This window comes from Blochmannia endosymbiont of Polyrhachis (Hedomyrma) turneri (assembly GCF_000973505.1).
Taxonomy (GTDB): domain Bacteria; phylum Pseudomonadota; class Gammaproteobacteria; order Enterobacterales; family Enterobacteriaceae; genus Blochmanniella.
This window is the reverse complement of the sequence record NZ_CP010048.1, coordinates 687819-705628: the sequence shown is the minus strand read 5'-3', so window position 1 is coordinate 705628 and position 17810 is coordinate 687819. Positions and strand designations below refer to the sequence as shown.

Genomic DNA, 17810 nt, shown 5'->3' with positions numbered 1-17810 from the left:
AAAAATATATACTTAAATATACAATGGGTGTATTACTGTTTTCGTATTAAATTAAGTTTGGTAAAGTATTTTATAATATTTGTATATTTTTAAAAAAAATTTAGTTTGTGAAATGTTATTTGATGATAGTTGGTGTTGAAGTTTAGAATTTATGTTTTAATTTAAAATATTTGAAAGATTTATCGAATATGATTTTTTTTGTTATTTTGTGTATGAATATTATAAAAATCTTATTCGTTTGTGTTATTAAATATGATGTATTATTTATGATGGTAGACAATGTAATATTAGTTTGAAATGTTGTGTTGTTAAAAGTATAAATTATCTATTTAATACGTATTATTTAATTTTATTTATATGTAAAATATTTTTATGTGATCTTATTCGAGATGTTGTAATTTATATTTTAAAATATATTTCTTAGTTTTTTTTACTATTTTATGTTTTGGTGTATATATTTTGTAATTAAAAAAATGAGTAAATATTTTTATAAAATATTTTATTGAATAGACAAAAGTAGATTGATTGCTAAGTAAATTTTTTAATTATTGGTAGTATTGTTCAGTGTTTTTAATTTTGAATTAATATTTTATTACGAATAGAATAGATATCAATATTATTTTATTAGTACGAATAAAATCATTATTTTATATGATGTTTAAGTTACTAGCTAGGGGATAATATGGATGTATTATATGTTGGTTCAGAATTATTAGATGATCAATTTATGTTAAATGTATCCAATGGTATTAATGTTTCATTTGAGTTTTTCCCGCCTCATAATGAAGGGATGAAGAAAATTTTTTGGCAATCTATTACAAAATTATCCGAATTAGCACCTGTGTTTGTTTCTGTTACTTCTGGTGTGAATTTTAGAAATAGTGATTATGTTTATAATATTATTCAGGAGATTAAGTGTCGTACTGGTTGGACAGTTGCACCTCATTTAACATGCATTGATGTTACATTGCAGCAATTAACAGCTTTAGCTGAAAAATATTGGAATAATGGTATCCGGCATATTGTAGCATTAAGAGGTGATCCTGTGGATAAGGTTTGTCAATCAGCTATGTATGCTATAGATTTAGTTGTGTTATTGAAAAGAATTGCCAATTTTGATATTTCTGTTGCAGCTTATCCAGAGGTACATCCTGAAGCAATTAGTGCACAATCTGATTTATTGTATTTGAAAAAGAAAATTGATGCTGGGGCTAATCGTGCGATTACTCAATTTTTTTTTGATGTTGAAAAATATTTAAAATTTCGAGATTTATGTGTATCTTCTGGCATATCAATTCCAATTGTACCTGGTATTTTACCTGTGTTTGATTTTTGTCAATTAAAGCGTTTTTTAACTTTTACTCGAGTAGTGTTGCCAAGATGGGTTTTAAGTGTGTTTGATGGGTTAGAGTCTGATAAAAATACTCAAAAAATGATTGGTATTGTCATTGCTATGGAAATAATACGGATTTTAATTCGTGAAGAAGTTAGGGATTTTCATTTTTATACTTTAAATCGTTTTGAACTTACTTATGCTATATGTTCTATGTTAGGTGTAAGAAAAAATAGTAAAGGTGTTTAGTTCAGTTTGATATGATAGAATATATTAGTTTTTTATTTTTTGTAGTAAAATGTAATTGTTGTGATAGTATTTTGTTAATAATCTGATTAGTGGTGTTATTTAAGGTGTGTAATGATGAATTGCTTGCTGGGTAGTTATTATTTAATGCTATTTGTGATTGTAGGTTAATATAGTTAATGTTATTGGTGTATAATGATTATTTTTTAATGATTTTGGTTAAAATTGTGATATTTAGAAATTTTTGTATATGAGTATATTGGCATGGTTGTTGTTGTTAATGATATAAATTGTTGCGTTAGATTAAATAATCATCAGTTAACAGTTTTAATATTTGATTCTGGAGTAGGTGGTTTATCTATTTATCAGGAACTTAGAGTGTTATTACCTTATATACGTTATTTATATTTTTTTGATAATGAGGTGTTTCCTTATGGTGAAAGTTCACACTTATCTATATTAGATCGTGTGAATAGTATTTTTAGGGCGGTATGTCGATATCATAAGTTAGATTTGGTAATTATTGCTTGTAATACTGCAACAGTGACGTTTTTAGAAACAGTGCGGAGTTGTTTTTTTTTTCCGATTATTGGCATAATACCTGATATTCGATTAGGGATTAGGTGTACGCGTAATGGTGTTGTGGGTTTGTTAGCAACTTACAGAACCATCAATAGTAAATTAATATTGAATATAATCAATCGATTATCAACACATTGTAATATTTTGTTATTAAGTGCTTCTGAGTTAGTGCGTTGTGTTGAAGATAAAGTATTAAATAATAAACAAGTTTCTATTAATTTATTATATGAAATTTTTAGTCCATGGTTGAGTCTTTCTAAGAAACCTGATACAATTATCCTGGGGTGTACTCATTTTTTACATTTAGAATATGAATTTCGATTGATTTTTCAAAAAAGAGTTTGTTTAGTAGGTTCTTCTAAAAATTTAGCTTATCGTATTGCTTGTTTATTAAAAAATAGTAATATGTACGTTGGAAATATTGGAGTAAAAACAATAGAAAATCAAGCGTATTGTTCTGTTATTACGGATACAGTGTTTATGCAGTGGTCGTTAGTGTTATATCGTTATGGTTTTTCTTCTTTGGCAGAGATATCGGTATAAGTAACTGTATATTGGATATTGTAAAATGTTAATAATGTTGGTATGTGTGTTTTTGTTTTATAGCGGTGATATTTCTATGGTGTGATGTTTATTATGTTTAATGATATAATAAAATATTATTTATTTGACTACTGATGTATGGTTATATTTCATGGGGCTATAGCTCAATAGGTAGAGCACCTGTTTTGCACGCAGGGGGTTAGCGGTTCAATCCCGCTTAGCTCCAGTAATTTTTAATGCGTGGCAGATGATCGTGTTGTATTTTTTTGTGTATGGTTTTTGATTATAATAAAATAATGGTGCGGTAGTTCAGATGGTAAGAATACTGGCCTGTCACGCCGGGGGTCGCGGGTTCGAATCCCGTCCGCACCGCCAGATTAAAGGGGTGTAGTTCAATTTGGTAGAACGGCGGTCTCCAAAACCGGAAGTTGGGAGTTCAAGTCTCTTCACCCCTGTTTGGTTTTTTTAGTCGTTTATAGTTGTTATACTTATTCGGTTAATCACGATTTTGTTATATTTTAAGATTTAAGATACTATCTTAAGATGATAGAGTATGGTGTTATTTTTTTTGTTGTTTTCATATTGTGTTGATAGTGTTGATATATAAATTTTATATTTATTATAGTGTGATTATGTTTTTAAATGTTATAATATTAATTAAACGATTAATATTTTTGTTATTAATGGATTACAGGAGTGTGTTGATATTGATATAGTGATATAGTATGAGTGCAAGTGTGTATTATATTTAAACAAACATGAAATATACTAAATTTAAGTTTGAATGAGTGATTGTTATATACCATATAATATTGATGAGAAGTAATGTGTTTTTTTGTTTGTTCGTTTTTTGTTTTTGTTTATATGTAGTGTTTGTATGTTAAATTTTTTTAGGTAATTTATTTATTTTAAGTATTGTTTAAAAGAGGATTAATATTACGATGGTAATTTGTCGTGGTTGGTGTTTTGTGAGTGTGATTATTTTATATTTATTAATATTTTAATTATATATTGTATTAGTATTTAGGAATATTTTAACAATATGATGTTTAGAGTGAACGAGATATATTTGATATATTTTTGTAAATTATTTGATTTATTTTATTTAATATGTAATTTTATTTATGTTTCATATTTATATTAATGATATTTGTAATTTGTTATTTAGAATAAAACAATTATGTTATTAGTTAGAGATTTTATTTGTATTATTTTTTATTATTGTTGTGTTTAAATTAGTTATCAGTGTCATGTAGTTTATTGATTTTCATTATGTAATTGAATGAGAGTCACAAGTAATTAATATAAAGTGTGTTGTTTTTTATTGTGTTGTTAGTTTATTTGTTATTTGTTGTAAAATAGTTTGTGGGCTAATGTTAGAAATAATTAATTGATTTTTATGTGTCATATGATTATTTATAAAAAATAAAATTAAACATATTAATTATTATGTTTTTTATTAATATATTAAATTACTATTAATATTTTAGGTATCATTATATAAAAAATAGCATCATAAATAGTATAAATAATATGAGGCAGTGTAATATGAATGGAGCTCAATGGGTGGTTCAATTATTAAAGGATCATGGTGTTGATGTAGTTTTTGGATATCCTGGTGGTGCTATAATGCCAATATATGATGCTTTATTTGATGGGGGGATAGAACATTTATTGTGTCGCCATGAACAAGGTGCTATTTTTGCAGCGATTGGGTATGCACGTGCAACTGGTAAGGTAGGTGTATGTTTTGCTACTTCTGGGCCAGGTGCTACCAATCTTGTTACTGGATTAGCTGACGCACTTTTAGATTCTGTACCAGTGATTGCTATTACTGGTCAGGTTGGGCTAAATTTTATTGGTACTGATGCTTTTCAGGAAATTGATGTTCTTGGTTTATCTTTAGCTTGTACAAAGCATAGTTTTTTGGTGGAATCTTTATGTGCATTATCTAATATTATTCAGCAAGCATTTATTATTGCTACCAGTGGTAGACCTGGCCCGGTATTAATTGATATTCCTAAAGATATTCAATTATTGACTGATAATAATATAAATTGTAATTTTTTAAGTTCAGAAACAGCTTGTATTGATAGTAAAGTGGTATCAAATGCGGGTGTAGATGTAGCATTTTCATTAATTACTAAATCTCTTAGGCCAGTATTATATGTTGGGGGGGGTGTTGGTATTTCAGGATCAGTTTTGAAATTACGTGAATTTATTTGTGTGACAGGTATACCAGTTGTGGTGACTTTGAAAGGTTTAGGGTCTGTAGATTATCATGATCCGTGCTATTTAGGCATGTTAGGTATGCACGGTAATCGAGCTGCTAATTTGGTTGTTCAAAGATGTGATTTATTAATTGCTATAGGTGCTCGTTTTGATGATCGTGTAACTGGTTTAGTTAGTTCTTTTGCTCCCATGGCAAAAGTTATTCATTTGGATATTGATCCATCTGAGTTTAATAAATTACGTCGTGCAGATGTAACTTTGTTAGGTAATTTAAAAGATTTTTTGGAAAAGTTGTCTCAGTCGTTATCTATTGATGCTTGGAGATTAGAAGTGCAGGATTTAAGGCAAAAATATCGTTGGTTATATGATGATAATGTAGGTAATCAATCTATTTCTGTTCCAGTTTTTTTAAAACATATTAGTGATCATCTTCCAAGTGATACTATTGTCACTACAGATGTTGGGCAACATCAAATGTGGGTTGCTCAGCATATGAAATTTAGTTATCCAGAAAATTTTATTACTTCTAGTGGTCTGGGATCAATGGGGTTTGGTATACCAGCAGCTATAGGAGCGCAAGTTGGTCGTCCTCAGAGTACAGTAATATGTATTTCTGGTGATGGTTCTTTTATGATGAATGTGCAGGAATTAGGTACCATTAAGAGGAAAAAATTACCTGTCAAAATTATTTTATTAGATAATAAACGTTTGGGTATGGTACGACAGTGGCAAGAATTATTTTTTGATAAACGTTATTGTGAAACAAGTTTGTTTGATAATCCTGATTTTGTTATATTAGCTCAGTCATTTGGGATTGGTTCTTTGTCTATATCCAATAAGGATCAAATTGAGAATGCAATTAATATATTGTTTGCTGATGCAGTTCCTTTTTTGTTACATGTGATAATTAATGAATTTGATAATGTTTGGCCGTTAGTACCTCCAGGAGCTGCTAATGATGTCATGTTGATTGGATAGGTACACAGATAATATGATGATTTATTATTTTTTATATATTGAAGTTAAATTTCGTCCAGAGGTGGTTGAAAGGATTCTTCGTGTAATTCGCCATAGAGGTTTTGTGTTATATGCATTAAATATGTTACCATGCAGTCATTTAACAAATAACACATTGCATATTTATATAACTTTGATGAGCAAACGTTCTATTGATGTATTATGTGAACATTTAAATAAGTTAATAGATGTTTCATGTGTGGTTGTACAAGGTGCTACTAAAAATTATAATCGTATTAACTAGCATAAATAACATTTAATTAGAGATAAAAATGACAATAAAGAGAACTGATTTTATTTGGTTTAATGGAGAAATTATATTATGGAATGCAGCTAAAGTGCACGTGATGTCTCATGCTTTGCATTATGGGACATCAGTTTTTGAAGGTATTCGTTGTTATGATTCATATCAAGGACCAGTGATTTTTTGTCATCGTGAACATATGCAGCGATTGCTTAATTCTGCTAAAATTTATCGTATGTCGGTTATTTGGAGTATAGATCAATTAATGGATGCATGTCGTTCTATTTTAAAAAAAAATAAATTGGTTAATAATAATAATATTTATATTAGGCCATTAATTTTTAATGGAGATGTTGGGATAGACATTGATCCAACATTTCATAATCATTATCACACTGATGTTGTTATTGCAGTATTTTATTGGCCAGTGTATTTAGGTAACAAATCTTTTGAGGAAGGTATTGATGTAATGGTTTCTTCTTGGCGTCGCGTACCAGCCGATACTATTCCTACTATGTCTAAGGCAGGAGGTAATTATTTATCATCATTATTAATTAGTAATGAGGCGCGTCGTCATGGTTATCAAGAAGGAATTGGTTTAGATATACATGGTTATGTTTCGGAATGTTCTGGTGAAAACATATTTATAGTTAAAGATGAAATTGTTTTTACTCCTCCATTAAGTTCATCTATTTTACCCGGTATTACACGTGCTGCGATAATAAAGTTATTGGAGGATTCTGGGTTAGTTGTTAAAGAGGAGGTGTTTTCCCGTGAATCTTTGTATTTGGCAGATGAAATTTTTATTTCTGGGACTGCGTCTGAAATTATTCCGGTTCGTAGTGTTGATGGTATTTTTATTGGTACTGGTAAGCGAGGTTCAGTTACAAAGAAATTACAGGAATTATTTTTGGGGTTATTTACTGGAATAACACGTGATAAATGGCATTGGTTAGATCGAGTTAATATATAGTAATATATTTTTATAGTTACATTTTATTAATATTGTTGTAATATAGATGTATTATTGTTGTATTATAAATATATATATGTAGGTTACAATAATAAACATCTATAATATTACCGGCGGGGTTGTAATTAATTATGTCTAAGTACCGTTCTTTTGCTACTATTTCTGGTAGAAATATGTCTGGTGCTCGTGCTTTATGGCGTGCGACTGGTATGACTGATTCTGATTTTGGAAAAATGATTATTGCTGTTGTTAATTCTTTTAGTCAATTTGTTCCTGGTCATATTCATTTGCGAAATGTAGGGCAGTTGGTAGCACAAGAAATTTATGCTTGTGGTGGTATTGCGAGAGAATTTAATACTATTGCTATAGATGATGGAATTGCGATGGGACATAGTGGCATGTTATATTCTTTGCCGTCTAGAGAGTTAATTGCTGATTCTATAGAGTATGTGATTAATGCTCATTGTGTAGATGCAATGGTGTGTATTTCTAATTGTGATAAGATTACTCCTGGGATGTTGATGGCTGCTCTACGTTTAAATATTCCAACAATTTTTGTGTCTGGTGGCCCCATGGAATCTGGTAGAGCTGTATTCTTTAATAAGAATGTTAGATTAAGTTTAGTAGATGCTATTGTTTATGGGGCTGATTCTACTATTTCTGATGGTGATAGTCGTTACATTGAAAGTTTATCGTGTCCAACTTGTGGTTCATGTTCCGGTATGTTTACTGCTAATTCTATGAATTGTTTGCTTGAAGCTTTAGGATTGGCTCAGCCTGGAAATGGTTCCTTATTGGCAACTCATTATGATCGTAAAAAATTATTTGTAGATGCGGGTCGCTATATTGTTAAATTAACCAAGTCGTTTTATGAGGACAATGATGACACTGTATTACCGAGAAGTATTGCTAATAAATTAGCTTTTGAAAATGCTATGATGTTGGATATTGCTATGGGTGGTTCAACTAATACTGTTTTGCATTTATTAGCTTCGGCACAGGAAGGTGATATAGATTTTACAATATCGGATGTGGATCGTTTATCTCGGAATATTCCTCATTTGTGTAAGTTGTCTCCAAATACAAATCAATATTATATGGAAGATCTTCATCGTGCGGGAGGTGTGATAGGTATTTTAGGGGAATTAGATCGTGCAGGTTTTTTAAATCAGGGCGTTTGTAATGTGATTGGAAAATCATTATCAGAAATATTAACATGTTATGATGTTATGGTTTCTAATAATGCTTCTGTAAGAAGCATGTATTCTGCAGCACCTGCAGGAATTCGTACTAGTGAGGCTTTTACTCAAAGATGTCGCTGGCCTTCATTGGATACTGATCGCCGTTATGGCTGTATTCGTTCTTGTGAATATGCATATAGTCAATATGGAGGTTTAGCAGTACTTTATGGGAATCTCGCTGCAAATGGGTGTTTAATAAAAACCGCAGGGGTGGCGTTTAATATGCGAAAATTTTCTGGTACAGCGAAAGTATATGAAAGTCAGGAGGAAGCGTCAGACGCTATATTGTCTGGTGGGATTTTACCAGGTACTGTAATAGTGATTCGTTATGAAGGGCCAAAGGGTGGCCCAGGTATGCAAGAAATGTTGTATCCCACTTCTTTTCTTAAATCTATGAAGTTAGATAAATCTTGTGGGTTGATTACAGATGGTCGTTTTTCTGGTGGTACTTCTGGTTTATCTATAGGTCATATTTCTCCAGAAGCTGCTAGTGCTGGTTTGATAGGTTTAGTATGTGATGGAGATATGATCGATATTAATATTTTTGATCGTAGTATTGTTTTAAATGTTTCAGATATTGAATTAGAAAGTCGTAAAAGTATGGAATTAGCTCGTATGCATCGAGCGTGGACTCCGCGTAGTAGAATTAGAAATATTTCTTTTGCTTTAAAAGCATATGCTCAATTAGCTACTAGTGCTGATAAAGGTGCGGTACGTGATAAATCTCAGTTATTGTAAGTAAGGTGAGTGATTTAATGATTATGAAAGATTTTAATGGTGGTCTTTCTGCTATGCCCCGTCCGGTGGAGTATTTACGTGCTGCTTTACGTTCTCAAGTATATGAGGTAGTTAAAGTTACCCCGTTACAAATTATGAAAAATCTTTCTGAACGTTTTTCTAATACTATATTAGTAAAGCGTGAAGATAGACAGTTGGTACATAGTTTTAAATTGAGGGGTGCTTATGCGATGATTTCCAGTTTAAGTAATGTAAAAAAGTCTCGTGGGGTTATTACTGCTTCAGCAGGTAATCATGCTCAAGGGGTAGCTCTTTCTGCAAGAAAACTTGGTATTTTTTCGTTAATTGTAATGCCTAAAAATACTGCAGATATTAAAATAAATGCAGTACGGGGATTTGGTGGAGAGTTGATATTATGGGGAGCTAATTTTGATGAAGCACAATTGGAGGCTATACGATTAGCTAAAGAGCGTAATTTAACTTTTATTCCTCCATTTGATCATCCTGCAATTATTGCTGGGCAAGCTACGTTAGCAATGGAACTATTGCAACAAGATACTAGTTTAGATCGTGTTTTTATACCTGTTGGTGGTGGTGGATTGGCTGCAGGAGTTTCTGTATTAATTAAGCATTTAATGCCCCATATTAAAGTTATAGGTGTTGAGGCTGAAGAGTCTGCATCTTTGTGTGCGGCTTTATCTGCGGGGGGTCCTGTATATTTGCATAAAATTGGTTTATTTGCTGAAGGTGTAGCTGTGCGTTGTGTGGGTCATGAAACGTTTCGTTTGTGTCGAAAGTATTTAGATGATGTTATTACCGTTGATAGTGATGCTATATGTGCGGCTGTTAAGGATTTGTTTGAAGATGTTCGTGCTATTGCTGAACCTTCAGGGGCATTAGCTTTAGCTGGAATGAAGAAATATATTCAGGTGCGTAATCTTCAGGGGGAGAGGTTAGCTCATGTTCTTTCTGGTGCGAATGTTAATTTTCATGAATTACGTTATGTTTCGGAACGGTGTGAATTGGGTGAACAACGTGAAGTATTAATGGCTGTGACTATTCCTAAAGTGAAAGGTGGATTTTTGGAGTTTTGTAAATTATTAGGTAATCGATCTGTTACTGAATTTAATTATCGTTATAATGATTCAAATACGGTTTGTATATTTGTTAGTGTTCGTTTATTACGAGGTGGTTCTGAAAAGACGGAGATACTTAAAGAAATACAAGTTGGTGGTTATGATGTTGTAGATTTGTCTGATGATGAAATGGCTAAATTGCATATAAGATATATGATAGGTGGAAAATTATCCAAAGGATTGCGTGAACGTATTTTTAGTTTTGATTTTCCGGAATTATCTGGTGCTTTATTAAAATTTCTTCATACTCTTGGTACTCGATGGAATATTTCTTTATTTCATTATCGTAGTTACGGTACTAATTATGGTCGCGTTTTAGCTGGTTTTGAGTTAGATGTTGAAGAACCTGAATTCAATGATCATTTATCAAAATTAGGTTACAATTATCATGACGTGACAGCTAGTCCAGCATATCGTTTTTTTTTATCGAATAAAGTATGTGATAATTTTTAATGAGAATTTGTGTAGTAAATTATTTTGTTGTGAGGATGTTGATGATTTTTTTTTGTTAGTGATGAAAAACTAGGTGTTGTTGTTATATTATTGATTATGATATACGTGAATATTTTATTGAGGTGTGTTTGTGTGTAAGCGTTTGTTTATTTGTTGTATTGTGGTTTGTTAGCGTTTGTATGTTTTGTCATTTTTTTGATTTTTTGTGTATTTTTATTTTAAAAGTGATATATTACAATTACAAAAGTTGTATTACGTTATGTTGTTTGATTATTTATGTTGTTTTTATATTTTTTGAATTAGGTGTAATTTATAAATTTAAGTGCGGAGTGATAAATTATGGTTGATTATTTTAGTACGTTAACGTTTCTTCAAAAGGTAAAGCACTTAAAAAGGTGTCGATTTATTCACCGTTCAGAATTTTCTAAGGTTGTAGGATATTTACAAACTAAAAAAGTTGCAATTATTGGATGTGGTTCGCAAGGTTTAAATCAAGGTTTAAACATGAGGGATTCTGGTATTGATGTTTCATATATTTTACGTGATGAATCGATTGTTCACAAGACAGTTTCTTATCGGAATGTGCTTAAACATGGTTTTTTGGTTGGTACATATGAAAATATAGTGCCATCGTCTGATGTAGTAATTAATTTAGCTCCTGATAAGTGTCATTCTGAAGTGGTTAAACGGATTCAACCATTAATGAAATATGGAGCTTTTTTAGGTTATTCGCATGGTTTTCATATTGTAGAGTGTGGTGAACAAATTAGAAAGGATATTACTGTTGTTATGGTTGCCCCGAAATGTCCTGGTACTGAAGTTCGTGAGGAGTATTGTCGAGGGTTTGGTGTTCCGTCTTTAATTGCTGTACATTCTGAGAATGATCCACAACATGAAGGTATTTTATTAGCAATGTCTTGGGCAGAATCAATTGGTAGTCATCGTGCTGGAGTTTTAGAGACATCTTTTGTTGCGGAAGTGAAATCGGATTTAATGGGTGAACAAACGATATTATGTGGTATGTTGCAAATTGGTTCTGATTTATGTTTTAACAAGATGGTTTCTAATGGTATTGATGCATCTTATGCTGGTAAGTTAATTCAGTATGGTTGGTCGGTAATTACTGAATCTTTAAAGCATGGTGGGATTACATTAATGTTTGATCGTTTGTCTAATAGTAGTAAAATACGTGTATTTGATTTATCTGAAAAGTTAAAAGTGTTGTTGCGTCCTTTATTTGAAGAGCATATGAATAATATTATTACTGGTACATTTTCTCAGGAAATAATATCAGATTGGAAAAATAATGATGTTAAATTGAGAAAATGGCGTGAAAAAAATAGTTTTTCTAATTTTGAGCAAGCACCAGTGTGTCAAGATTATATTGATGAGCAGATGTATTTTGATCGGTGTATTTTTATGGTCGCTATGATACGTGCTGGTGTAGAGTTATCTTTTGAAATTATGGTGCAATGTGGTATTAGTGAGGAGTTAGCGTATTATGAGTCCCTTCATGAGTTGCCTTTAATTGCTAATACTATTGCTCGAAAACGATTGAATGAAATGAATTTAGTGATTTCTGATACGGCTGAATATGGTAGTTATTTATTTAGTGATTCTGCATCGCCTGTGTTAAGTAGTTTTATGTCTTCTAATTTGACAATTGAGGATTTAGGGATGTTTGTTAAAGATATTAAGGTTGATAACATTAATTTATATAAAGTTAATCATATTATTCGCAATCATCCAATTGAAAAAATTGGTAAGTTTCTTCGTAGTAATATGCAGGATATGAAGGTGGTTGAAGTTATTTGAGGATTATAGATGAGGGTTGATAGTTTTTTATATCATAAATATAAATATAGATAGTTATTATGTAGTTATGATGAGGTGTAATAGTTATGATAGAGACCAGTTTGGTACTTGTGTTAAACGATGTTAATTTTGATAGTTATCTTCAGGCACAGGAGAATAAATTGTTTTTGGTTGATTTTTGGGCAGAATGGTGCAATCCATGTAAAATATTTTCTCCTGTATTTGATGAAATAGCTATTGAATATCATGAAACAGTGCAATTTGGGAAGTTCAATGTTGATGGGAATTCATTAACAGTTAAGAAATATAATATTCGTAGTATTCCAACATTGTTGTTATTTCGAAAATGTGTGATGATTTCTAGTAAAATTGGTGTGTTATCAAAAAAGGAGTTATGTGAGTTTTTAAATATTAATTTATAAAGTTTTTTTCAGTAGTAGGATTTTGATATGTGCAATTATTTTTGTTATGATCTGTGTAGACGTTTTTTGATGTTTGTGTTATTATAATGTTTTCTGGTTGTCGTTGTTTTTAATAATATACTGGTTATGGAGGATTTAGTGTTGTATGATTATACTGTTTATGAGTTAGGTATATGTTAAGTGTGTGATTATTTTGTTGAGTGTTGTTTATTTTTTTATAATTGAATTGTGTCTGATTATAATACTTTATTATTGTTTCTTCATATCTGAAAAGATTATGAAGTGGTGGTTTGGTTTGTTTACTTTTTTTAAAAATATGATTTATTCATATTACCATTTGTCATGTCATTTTACGTTCGAGCAAGATGTATTATCGCAAGTTAAGAATTCAAAATTATGAATCTTACCGAATTAAAAAATATGCCGGTTCCTGAGTTAGTAATTCTTGGTGAAGGCATGGGATTAGAAAATTTAGCTCGTATGCGTAAGCAAGATATTATTTTTGCTATTTTCAAACAGCATGCTAAAAGTGGTGAGGATATTTTTGGTGATGGTGTATTAGAAATTTTACAAGATGGTTTCGGATTTCTTCGTTCTAGTGATAGTTCATATCTTGCTGGCCCAGATGATATTTATGTTTCTCCTAGTCAAATCCGTCGGTTTAATTTACGAACTGGTGATACTATTTCTGGTAAAATTCGTCCTCCAAAGGAGGGAGAACGTTATTTTGCATTATTGAAAGTGAGTGATGTTAATTATGATAAGCCAGAAAATGCTCGAAATAAAATTTTGTTCGAAAATTTAACTCCTTTGCATGCTAATTCTAGATTACGTATGGAAAGAGGTAATGGTTCTACTGAGGATTTAACCGCTAGGGTTTTAGATTTAGCCTCTCCAATTGGTCGTGGTCAACGAGGTTTAATTGTAGCGCCTCCAAAAGCTGGTAAGACCATATTATTACAAAATATTGCTCAGAGTATTACTTATAATTATCCAGATTGTGTATTAATGGTTCTTTTAATTGATGAGCGCCCTGAAGAGGTTACTGAAATGCAACGGCTAGTTAAAGGCGAAGTAATTGCATCTACTTTTGATGAACCTGCTTCTCGTCATGTTCAAGTTTCTGAAATGGTTGTTGAAAAAGCAAAGCGTCTAGTGGAACACAAAAAAGATGTTGTTATTTTATTAGATTCTATTACTAGATTAGCAAGGGCTTATAATACTATTGTTCCAGCGTCTGGAAAAGTTTTAACTGGGGGTGTTGATGCTAACGCTTTGCATCGTCCAAAGAGGTTTTTTGGAGCGGCGCGTAATATGGAAGAAGGTGGTAGTTTGACTATTATTGCTACGGCTTTAATTGATACCGGTTCTAAAATGGATGAGATTATTTATGAAGAATTTAAAGGAACCGGTAATATGGAACTGCATCTTTCTAGAAAAATTGCTGAAAAGCGAGTGTTTCCTGCTATTGATTATAATCGTTCAGGTACTCGAAAAGAAGAGTTATTAACTACTCAAGATGAGTTACAAAAAATATGGATTTTGCGTAAAATTATTCATCCAATGGGGGAAATTGACGCTATGGAGTTTATGATGAATAAATTATCAATGACGAGAACTAATAATGAATTCTTTGATATGATGAAACGTGCTTGATTCAATTAATATTTTTATTTGTTTTTTTGATAAATTTTTGTTGTAATGTTGAGTTTTATGGTGTCTTTAACTAGAATTTGTTTAATTATTGTTGTCAGTGTGATGGTATTGAATGTGAAAGTGTTGTTGTGATAATTATTAATAGTTTTAAAATACTTTAGTTTTAAAATATTTTATAAAGGTATATTGGCGTCCGTAGCTTATTTTGGAAGAGCACTGTCCTCCGAAGACAGAGGTTTCAGGTTCAAATCCTGTCGGACGCGTGTATTATGTCTGTCTTGTATAGCGGTGTATAGGATAAAATTGTAAAAAAATGGTGATTGTAGCTCAGCAGGTAGAGCCCTGGATTGTGGTTCCAGTCGTCGTGGGTTCGAATCCCATCAATCACCCAGTTATATATTTTGATTAAAAGTAGGGTAGAATTATTTTAAATATTTATTTTGCGGAGGTGGCGGAATTGGTATACGCGCTAGTTTCAGATATTAGTATCTTTGTTTTAGATGTAAGGGTTCGAATCCCTTCCTTCGCAATGTTATAGGATAAAATATATTTATTGTAATCATATATTATTTTCAATGTGATTGAAACGGCGAGTAGCGCAGTTTGGTAGCGCAGCTGGTTTGGGACCAGCGGGTCGGAGGTTCAAATCCTCTCTCGCCGATTTTTAAGAGTTTTTTTAAGTGCGAAAATATTAGTTTCCGATAGAGTAATAGCAGTATTATTATGTATTTTGTTATAGTTTTTTATAAGTTTGTTTTTGGATTATAAGTTGGTTTAGTTTTGTGTTTTTTTGAAATTTTTTTTATAACTATTGTTGTGTATTATTATATATTTAGTAGTGTATTTATTAGTTTTTTTTTGTTTGTTGTGGTTACGATAGTAATATTTTTCCAACCTAGTATTTTAGCGTGTATGGCTAATCTGTTACTAATTACTATTAGTTTGCAGTTTATAAGCCATGTTTTTCTATGGTAGTTTGGTATTAAGTTATATAAGTGTTGTAGTATTTCTTGGCTAGTTATTACTATTGTAGTAATTCCTATTTTTAGCATAAATTGTGTTTTTTCTTCCCCGTTATATTGAATAGGTATTTGAGAATAGGATTGACAATTTATAACTTGGAATCCTCTTTTTTGTAACGTTTTTTGTAGTATTGTTCGTCTTTTATTGCCAGAGAGTATTAACGCTTGTTTTCCTTGTATTCGGTTATTATTTAGTGTTGGCAATCGTAGTAATTCTTCACTAGTTTCTTTAGTTTTTGGATACAAAATTGGGGTAATTTTGGTACATTTGTGTGTTTTTAAAGCTGTAGCGTATCCAATAGCGTAATAATGTATTTGTTTTGGCCATGTCATATTGAGTGTTATTAGTCGTGAGTGTGCATAATTAATAGCAGTTTGAGACATCACGAAGAGAAAATCGTTATTTGACAGTGTTTTTAGTTGTTCTTCTAATAATAATAGATCAGTTCCTGGAGAGAAAGTGATTAGTGGTAAATGCCATGCTGTTTTACCGGCAGAATTTAGTTGATATACCAATTGTTCTCCATATGGAGAGGGTCGAGTGATTAAAATAGTCATGATATTATCGTAATGATTTTTTTTGAATATTATATGTGGGGATAGATAGTATATTTTCTTTTTTTATATAAAAGTTCTTTGGCGATTTTGTATCCTAGTTGTTCTGCATTATCAAAAGAATCTTTACCTTCGCTCCGAATGATTATTTTTTCGTGTATTAAACCAAGCAATGCACGTAGCCATATTTTGTTTTTTACAATTTTTGCATAACCGGCTATTGGTAATCGGCAATATCCTTGTAAGTGTAAATTTATAGCTCGTTCTGCGGTAATGCATGTTGCTGTTTTTTTATGATGTAATGGTTCTAGAAGATTTAAAGTGGATGTATCGTTTAATCGACATTCAATACCAATTGTTCCTTGTCCTATAGCTGGAAGAAATTCGTCTGGTTCGATTACCGTACTAACATAATGTTCTAAAGATAATCGTTTTAGAGCAGCAATTGATAAAATAATTGCATCATATTTCCCTTGGTGTAATTTTTTTAATCTAGTATCTATATTGCCCCGTAAATGTTGAACTGACAGATCTGGTCGTTGTTCGTGTAATAGGCATTGTCTTCGTAAACTGGATGTTCCCACTGTAGCACCGATTGGTAAGGAACGGATATTAGGGTATTTAAGACTAATAAAGCTATCTCTGGGATCATCTCTTTTGCATATTATTGGTAGCCCGAGCCCTTGTGGAAAAGCAATAGTGACATCTTTTACTGAGTGTACAGCAATATCTGCACGGTTTTCAAGGAGTGCATATTCTAGTTCTTTAATGAATAATCCTTTTCTTTTTTCTTGTGTTTTTTTATGTATATTGAAAATATCTCCTATTGTAATTATTGGTACTAGTTTTATTTTTAAATTTGGATGATATTGTTGTAATATGTTAGACACATAGGTTGCTTGCCAGAGTGCTAATCGACTTTGTCGAGTGGCTATTCGTAGGTATTTTTGATGCATTATTAATTTTACCAGATTTTTTGGTTAATGTTTTAAAATTATTAGTAATAATATTTTATGTAAAATTGAATGGTTTTTCATAATATTAAATAATTAGATAAGGTGTTTTTGGTGTGTTAATTATGTGTTGGTTTGTGTTTGTTTATTTTAATTTTATTTTGATTGATGTGCAGTGAAGATTAGTATGAATGTTATATGGTATGTTTTGTGCAATTTTGTTATGATAAAATATGATAATACTTTTTTATAATATGTTAAATTTTATTATATTATATGTATTTTGAGTGATATTTTTGTGTTATGTATAGTGGATTTTGTGAGATGGTTTTATTGTTCATTAAAGTAGTGTTTGTGTTAGTTTGAAATTCTTAAATGTAATGTGTAGTTTATAATTAATTTATTAGTTAATTATATTATTATTGATTGAATGGTTTATGTTTGTAGGTATTAAAATATCTTTTTTTGTTTTTTGTGTTATTTTATATTAATGTAATATACGATATTTTAGTTTATATATTATTTTGATACAATTGTGATTGGGATATTATATTTTAATTTAATGTTTATGACGGTATGTATAAATATATAGATTTTGATTATTTTGAGTATATTAATTTTTTTTAATAAATATATATGTACATAGTGG

Annotated in this window: 12 protein-coding genes and 7 tRNA genes; 17 read left to right on the top strand and 2 right to left on the bottom strand. The window is 30.8% G+C overall.

Annotated elements, in window-relative coordinates:
- Positions 1-682: 682 nt before the first annotated feature.
- From metF to BTURN675_RS02885, 17 genes are all read left to right on the top strand, one after another.
- Positions 683-1582 carry a methylenetetrahydrofolate reductase gene (metF, locus tag BTURN675_RS02965; RefSeq protein ID WP_046289027.1) on the top strand — a complete coding sequence of 300 codons (900 nt, stop codon included), beginning with the start codon at positions 683-685 and terminating at the stop codon, positions 1580-1582.
- A gap of 261 nt (positions 1583-1843) precedes the next feature.
- Positions 1844-2704, top strand: a complete 861-nt coding sequence (murI, locus tag BTURN675_RS02960; RefSeq protein ID WP_046289026.1) for a glutamate racemase — start codon at positions 1844-1846, stop codon at positions 2702-2704.
- A 153-nt stretch (positions 2705-2857) separates the two neighbouring features.
- Positions 2858-2930, top strand: a tRNA-Ala gene (locus BTURN675_RS02955).
- A gap of 72 nt (positions 2931-3002) precedes the next feature.
- A tRNA-Asp gene (locus BTURN675_RS02950) sits at positions 3003-3079 on the top strand.
- A 6-nt stretch (positions 3080-3085) separates the two neighbouring features.
- Positions 3086-3159 (top strand) — tRNA-Trp (locus BTURN675_RS02945).
- A gap of 1093 nt (positions 3160-4252) precedes the next feature.
- Positions 4253-5914: an acetolactate synthase 2 catalytic subunit gene (ilvG, locus tag BTURN675_RS02940; RefSeq protein WP_046289025.1), complete on the top strand. Its 1662-nt coding sequence runs from the start codon at positions 4253-4255 to the stop codon at positions 5912-5914.
- Positions 5915-5930: 16 nt separating this feature from the next.
- Positions 5931-6197, top strand: coding sequence for an acetolactate synthase 2 small subunit (gene ilvM, locus BTURN675_RS02935; RefSeq protein ID WP_046289147.1), 267 nt, complete (start codon positions 5931-5933; stop codon positions 6195-6197).
- Between the two features lie 28 nt (positions 6198-6225).
- Entirely contained in the window at positions 6226-7170 is a 945-nt protein-coding gene (locus tag BTURN675_RS02930; protein ID WP_046289024.1) for a branched-chain amino acid transaminase, read from the top strand.
- A gap of 131 nt (positions 7171-7301) precedes the next feature.
- Positions 7302-9149: a dihydroxy-acid dehydratase gene (ilvD, locus tag BTURN675_RS02925; protein ID WP_046289023.1), complete on the top strand. Its 1848-nt coding sequence runs from the start codon at positions 7302-7304 to the stop codon at positions 9147-9149.
- A 23-nt stretch (positions 9150-9172) separates the two neighbouring features.
- Positions 9173-10738: a threonine ammonia-lyase, biosynthetic gene (gene ilvA, locus BTURN675_RS02920; RefSeq protein ID WP_046289146.1), complete on the top strand. Its 1566-nt coding sequence runs from the start codon at positions 9173-9175 to the stop codon at positions 10736-10738.
- 339 nt (positions 10739-11077) lie between these two features.
- The gene (gene ilvC, locus BTURN675_RS02915) at positions 11078-12553 is read left to right on the top strand and encodes a ketol-acid reductoisomerase (protein ID WP_046289022.1); all 1476 of its coding nucleotides are present in this window, start codon (positions 11078-11080) and stop codon (positions 12551-12553) included.
- Between the two features lie 86 nt (positions 12554-12639).
- The gene (gene trxA / locus BTURN675_RS02910; RefSeq protein ID WP_046289021.1) at positions 12640-12975 is read left to right on the top strand and encodes a thioredoxin; all 336 of its coding nucleotides are present in this window, start codon (positions 12640-12642) and stop codon (positions 12973-12975) included.
- 396 nt (positions 12976-13371) lie between these two features.
- Complete coding sequence (rho, locus tag BTURN675_RS02905) at positions 13372-14631, top strand: transcription termination factor Rho (RefSeq protein ID WP_046289020.1); 1260 nt, start codon at positions 13372-13374, stop codon at positions 14629-14631.
- A 189-nt stretch (positions 14632-14820) separates the two neighbouring features.
- A tRNA-Arg gene (locus BTURN675_RS02900) sits at positions 14821-14894 on the top strand.
- A 53-nt stretch (positions 14895-14947) separates the two neighbouring features.
- Positions 14948-15020 (top strand) — tRNA-His (locus BTURN675_RS02895).
- A gap of 53 nt (positions 15021-15073) precedes the next feature.
- A tRNA-Leu gene (locus BTURN675_RS02890) sits at positions 15074-15160 on the top strand.
- A gap of 58 nt (positions 15161-15218) precedes the next feature.
- Positions 15219-15292: transfer RNA gene (locus tag BTURN675_RS02885), tRNA-Pro, on the top strand.
- 163 nt (positions 15293-15455) lie between these two features.
- Here the strand turns inward: BTURN675_RS02885 and BTURN675_RS02880 are convergent.
- Together BTURN675_RS02880 and hemC are read right to left on the bottom strand one after the other, a co-directional pair.
- Positions 15456-16211: a uroporphyrinogen-III synthase gene (locus BTURN675_RS02880; RefSeq protein WP_046289019.1), complete on the bottom strand. Its 756-nt coding sequence runs from the start codon at positions 16209-16211 to the stop codon at positions 15456-15458.
- Between the two features lie 29 nt (positions 16212-16240).
- The gene (gene hemC, locus BTURN675_RS02875; RefSeq protein WP_046289018.1) at positions 16241-17164 is read right to left on the bottom strand and encodes a hydroxymethylbilane synthase; all 924 of its coding nucleotides are present in this window, start codon (positions 17162-17164) and stop codon (positions 16241-16243) included.
- Positions 17165-17810: the final 646 nt, after the last annotated feature.

Excerpts from the sequence above, each read along its gene's own strand:
- hemC (WP_046289018.1), bottom strand. The coding sequence starts at position 17,164 with ATGCATCAAAAATACCTACGAATAGCCACTCGACAAAGTCGATTAGCA.
- trxA (WP_046289021.1), top strand. The coding sequence starts at position 12,640 with ATGATAGAGACCAGTTTGGTACTTGTGTTAAACGATGTTAATTTTGAT.
- ilvA (WP_046289146.1), top strand. The coding sequence starts at position 9,173 with ATGAAAGATTTTAATGGTGGTCTTTCTGCTATGCCCCGTCCGGTGGAG.
- rho (WP_046289020.1), top strand. The coding sequence starts at position 13,372 with ATGAATCTTACCGAATTAAAAAATATGCCGGTTCCTGAGTTAGTAATT.
- BTURN675_RS02930 (WP_046289024.1), top strand. The coding sequence starts at position 6,226 with ATGACAATAAAGAGAACTGATTTTATTTGGTTTAATGGAGAAATTATA.
- metF (WP_046289027.1), top strand. The coding sequence starts at position 683 with ATGGATGTATTATATGTTGGTTCAGAATTATTAGATGATCAATTTATG.
- murI (WP_046289026.1), top strand. The coding sequence starts at position 1,844 with ATGGTTGTTGTTGTTAATGATATAAATTGTTGCGTTAGATTAAATAAT.
- ilvC (WP_046289022.1), top strand. The coding sequence starts at position 11,078 with ATGGTTGATTATTTTAGTACGTTAACGTTTCTTCAAAAGGTAAAGCAC.
- ilvM (WP_046289147.1), top strand. The coding sequence starts at position 5,931 with ATGATTTATTATTTTTTATATATTGAAGTTAAATTTCGTCCAGAGGTG.
- BTURN675_RS02880 (WP_046289019.1), bottom strand. The coding sequence starts at position 16,211 with ATGACTATTTTAATCACTCGACCCTCTCCATATGGAGAACAATTGGTA.
- ilvD (WP_046289023.1), top strand. The coding sequence starts at position 7,302 with ATGTCTAAGTACCGTTCTTTTGCTACTATTTCTGGTAGAAATATGTCT.
- ilvG (WP_046289025.1), top strand. The coding sequence starts at position 4,253 with ATGAATGGAGCTCAATGGGTGGTTCAATTATTAAAGGATCATGGTGTT.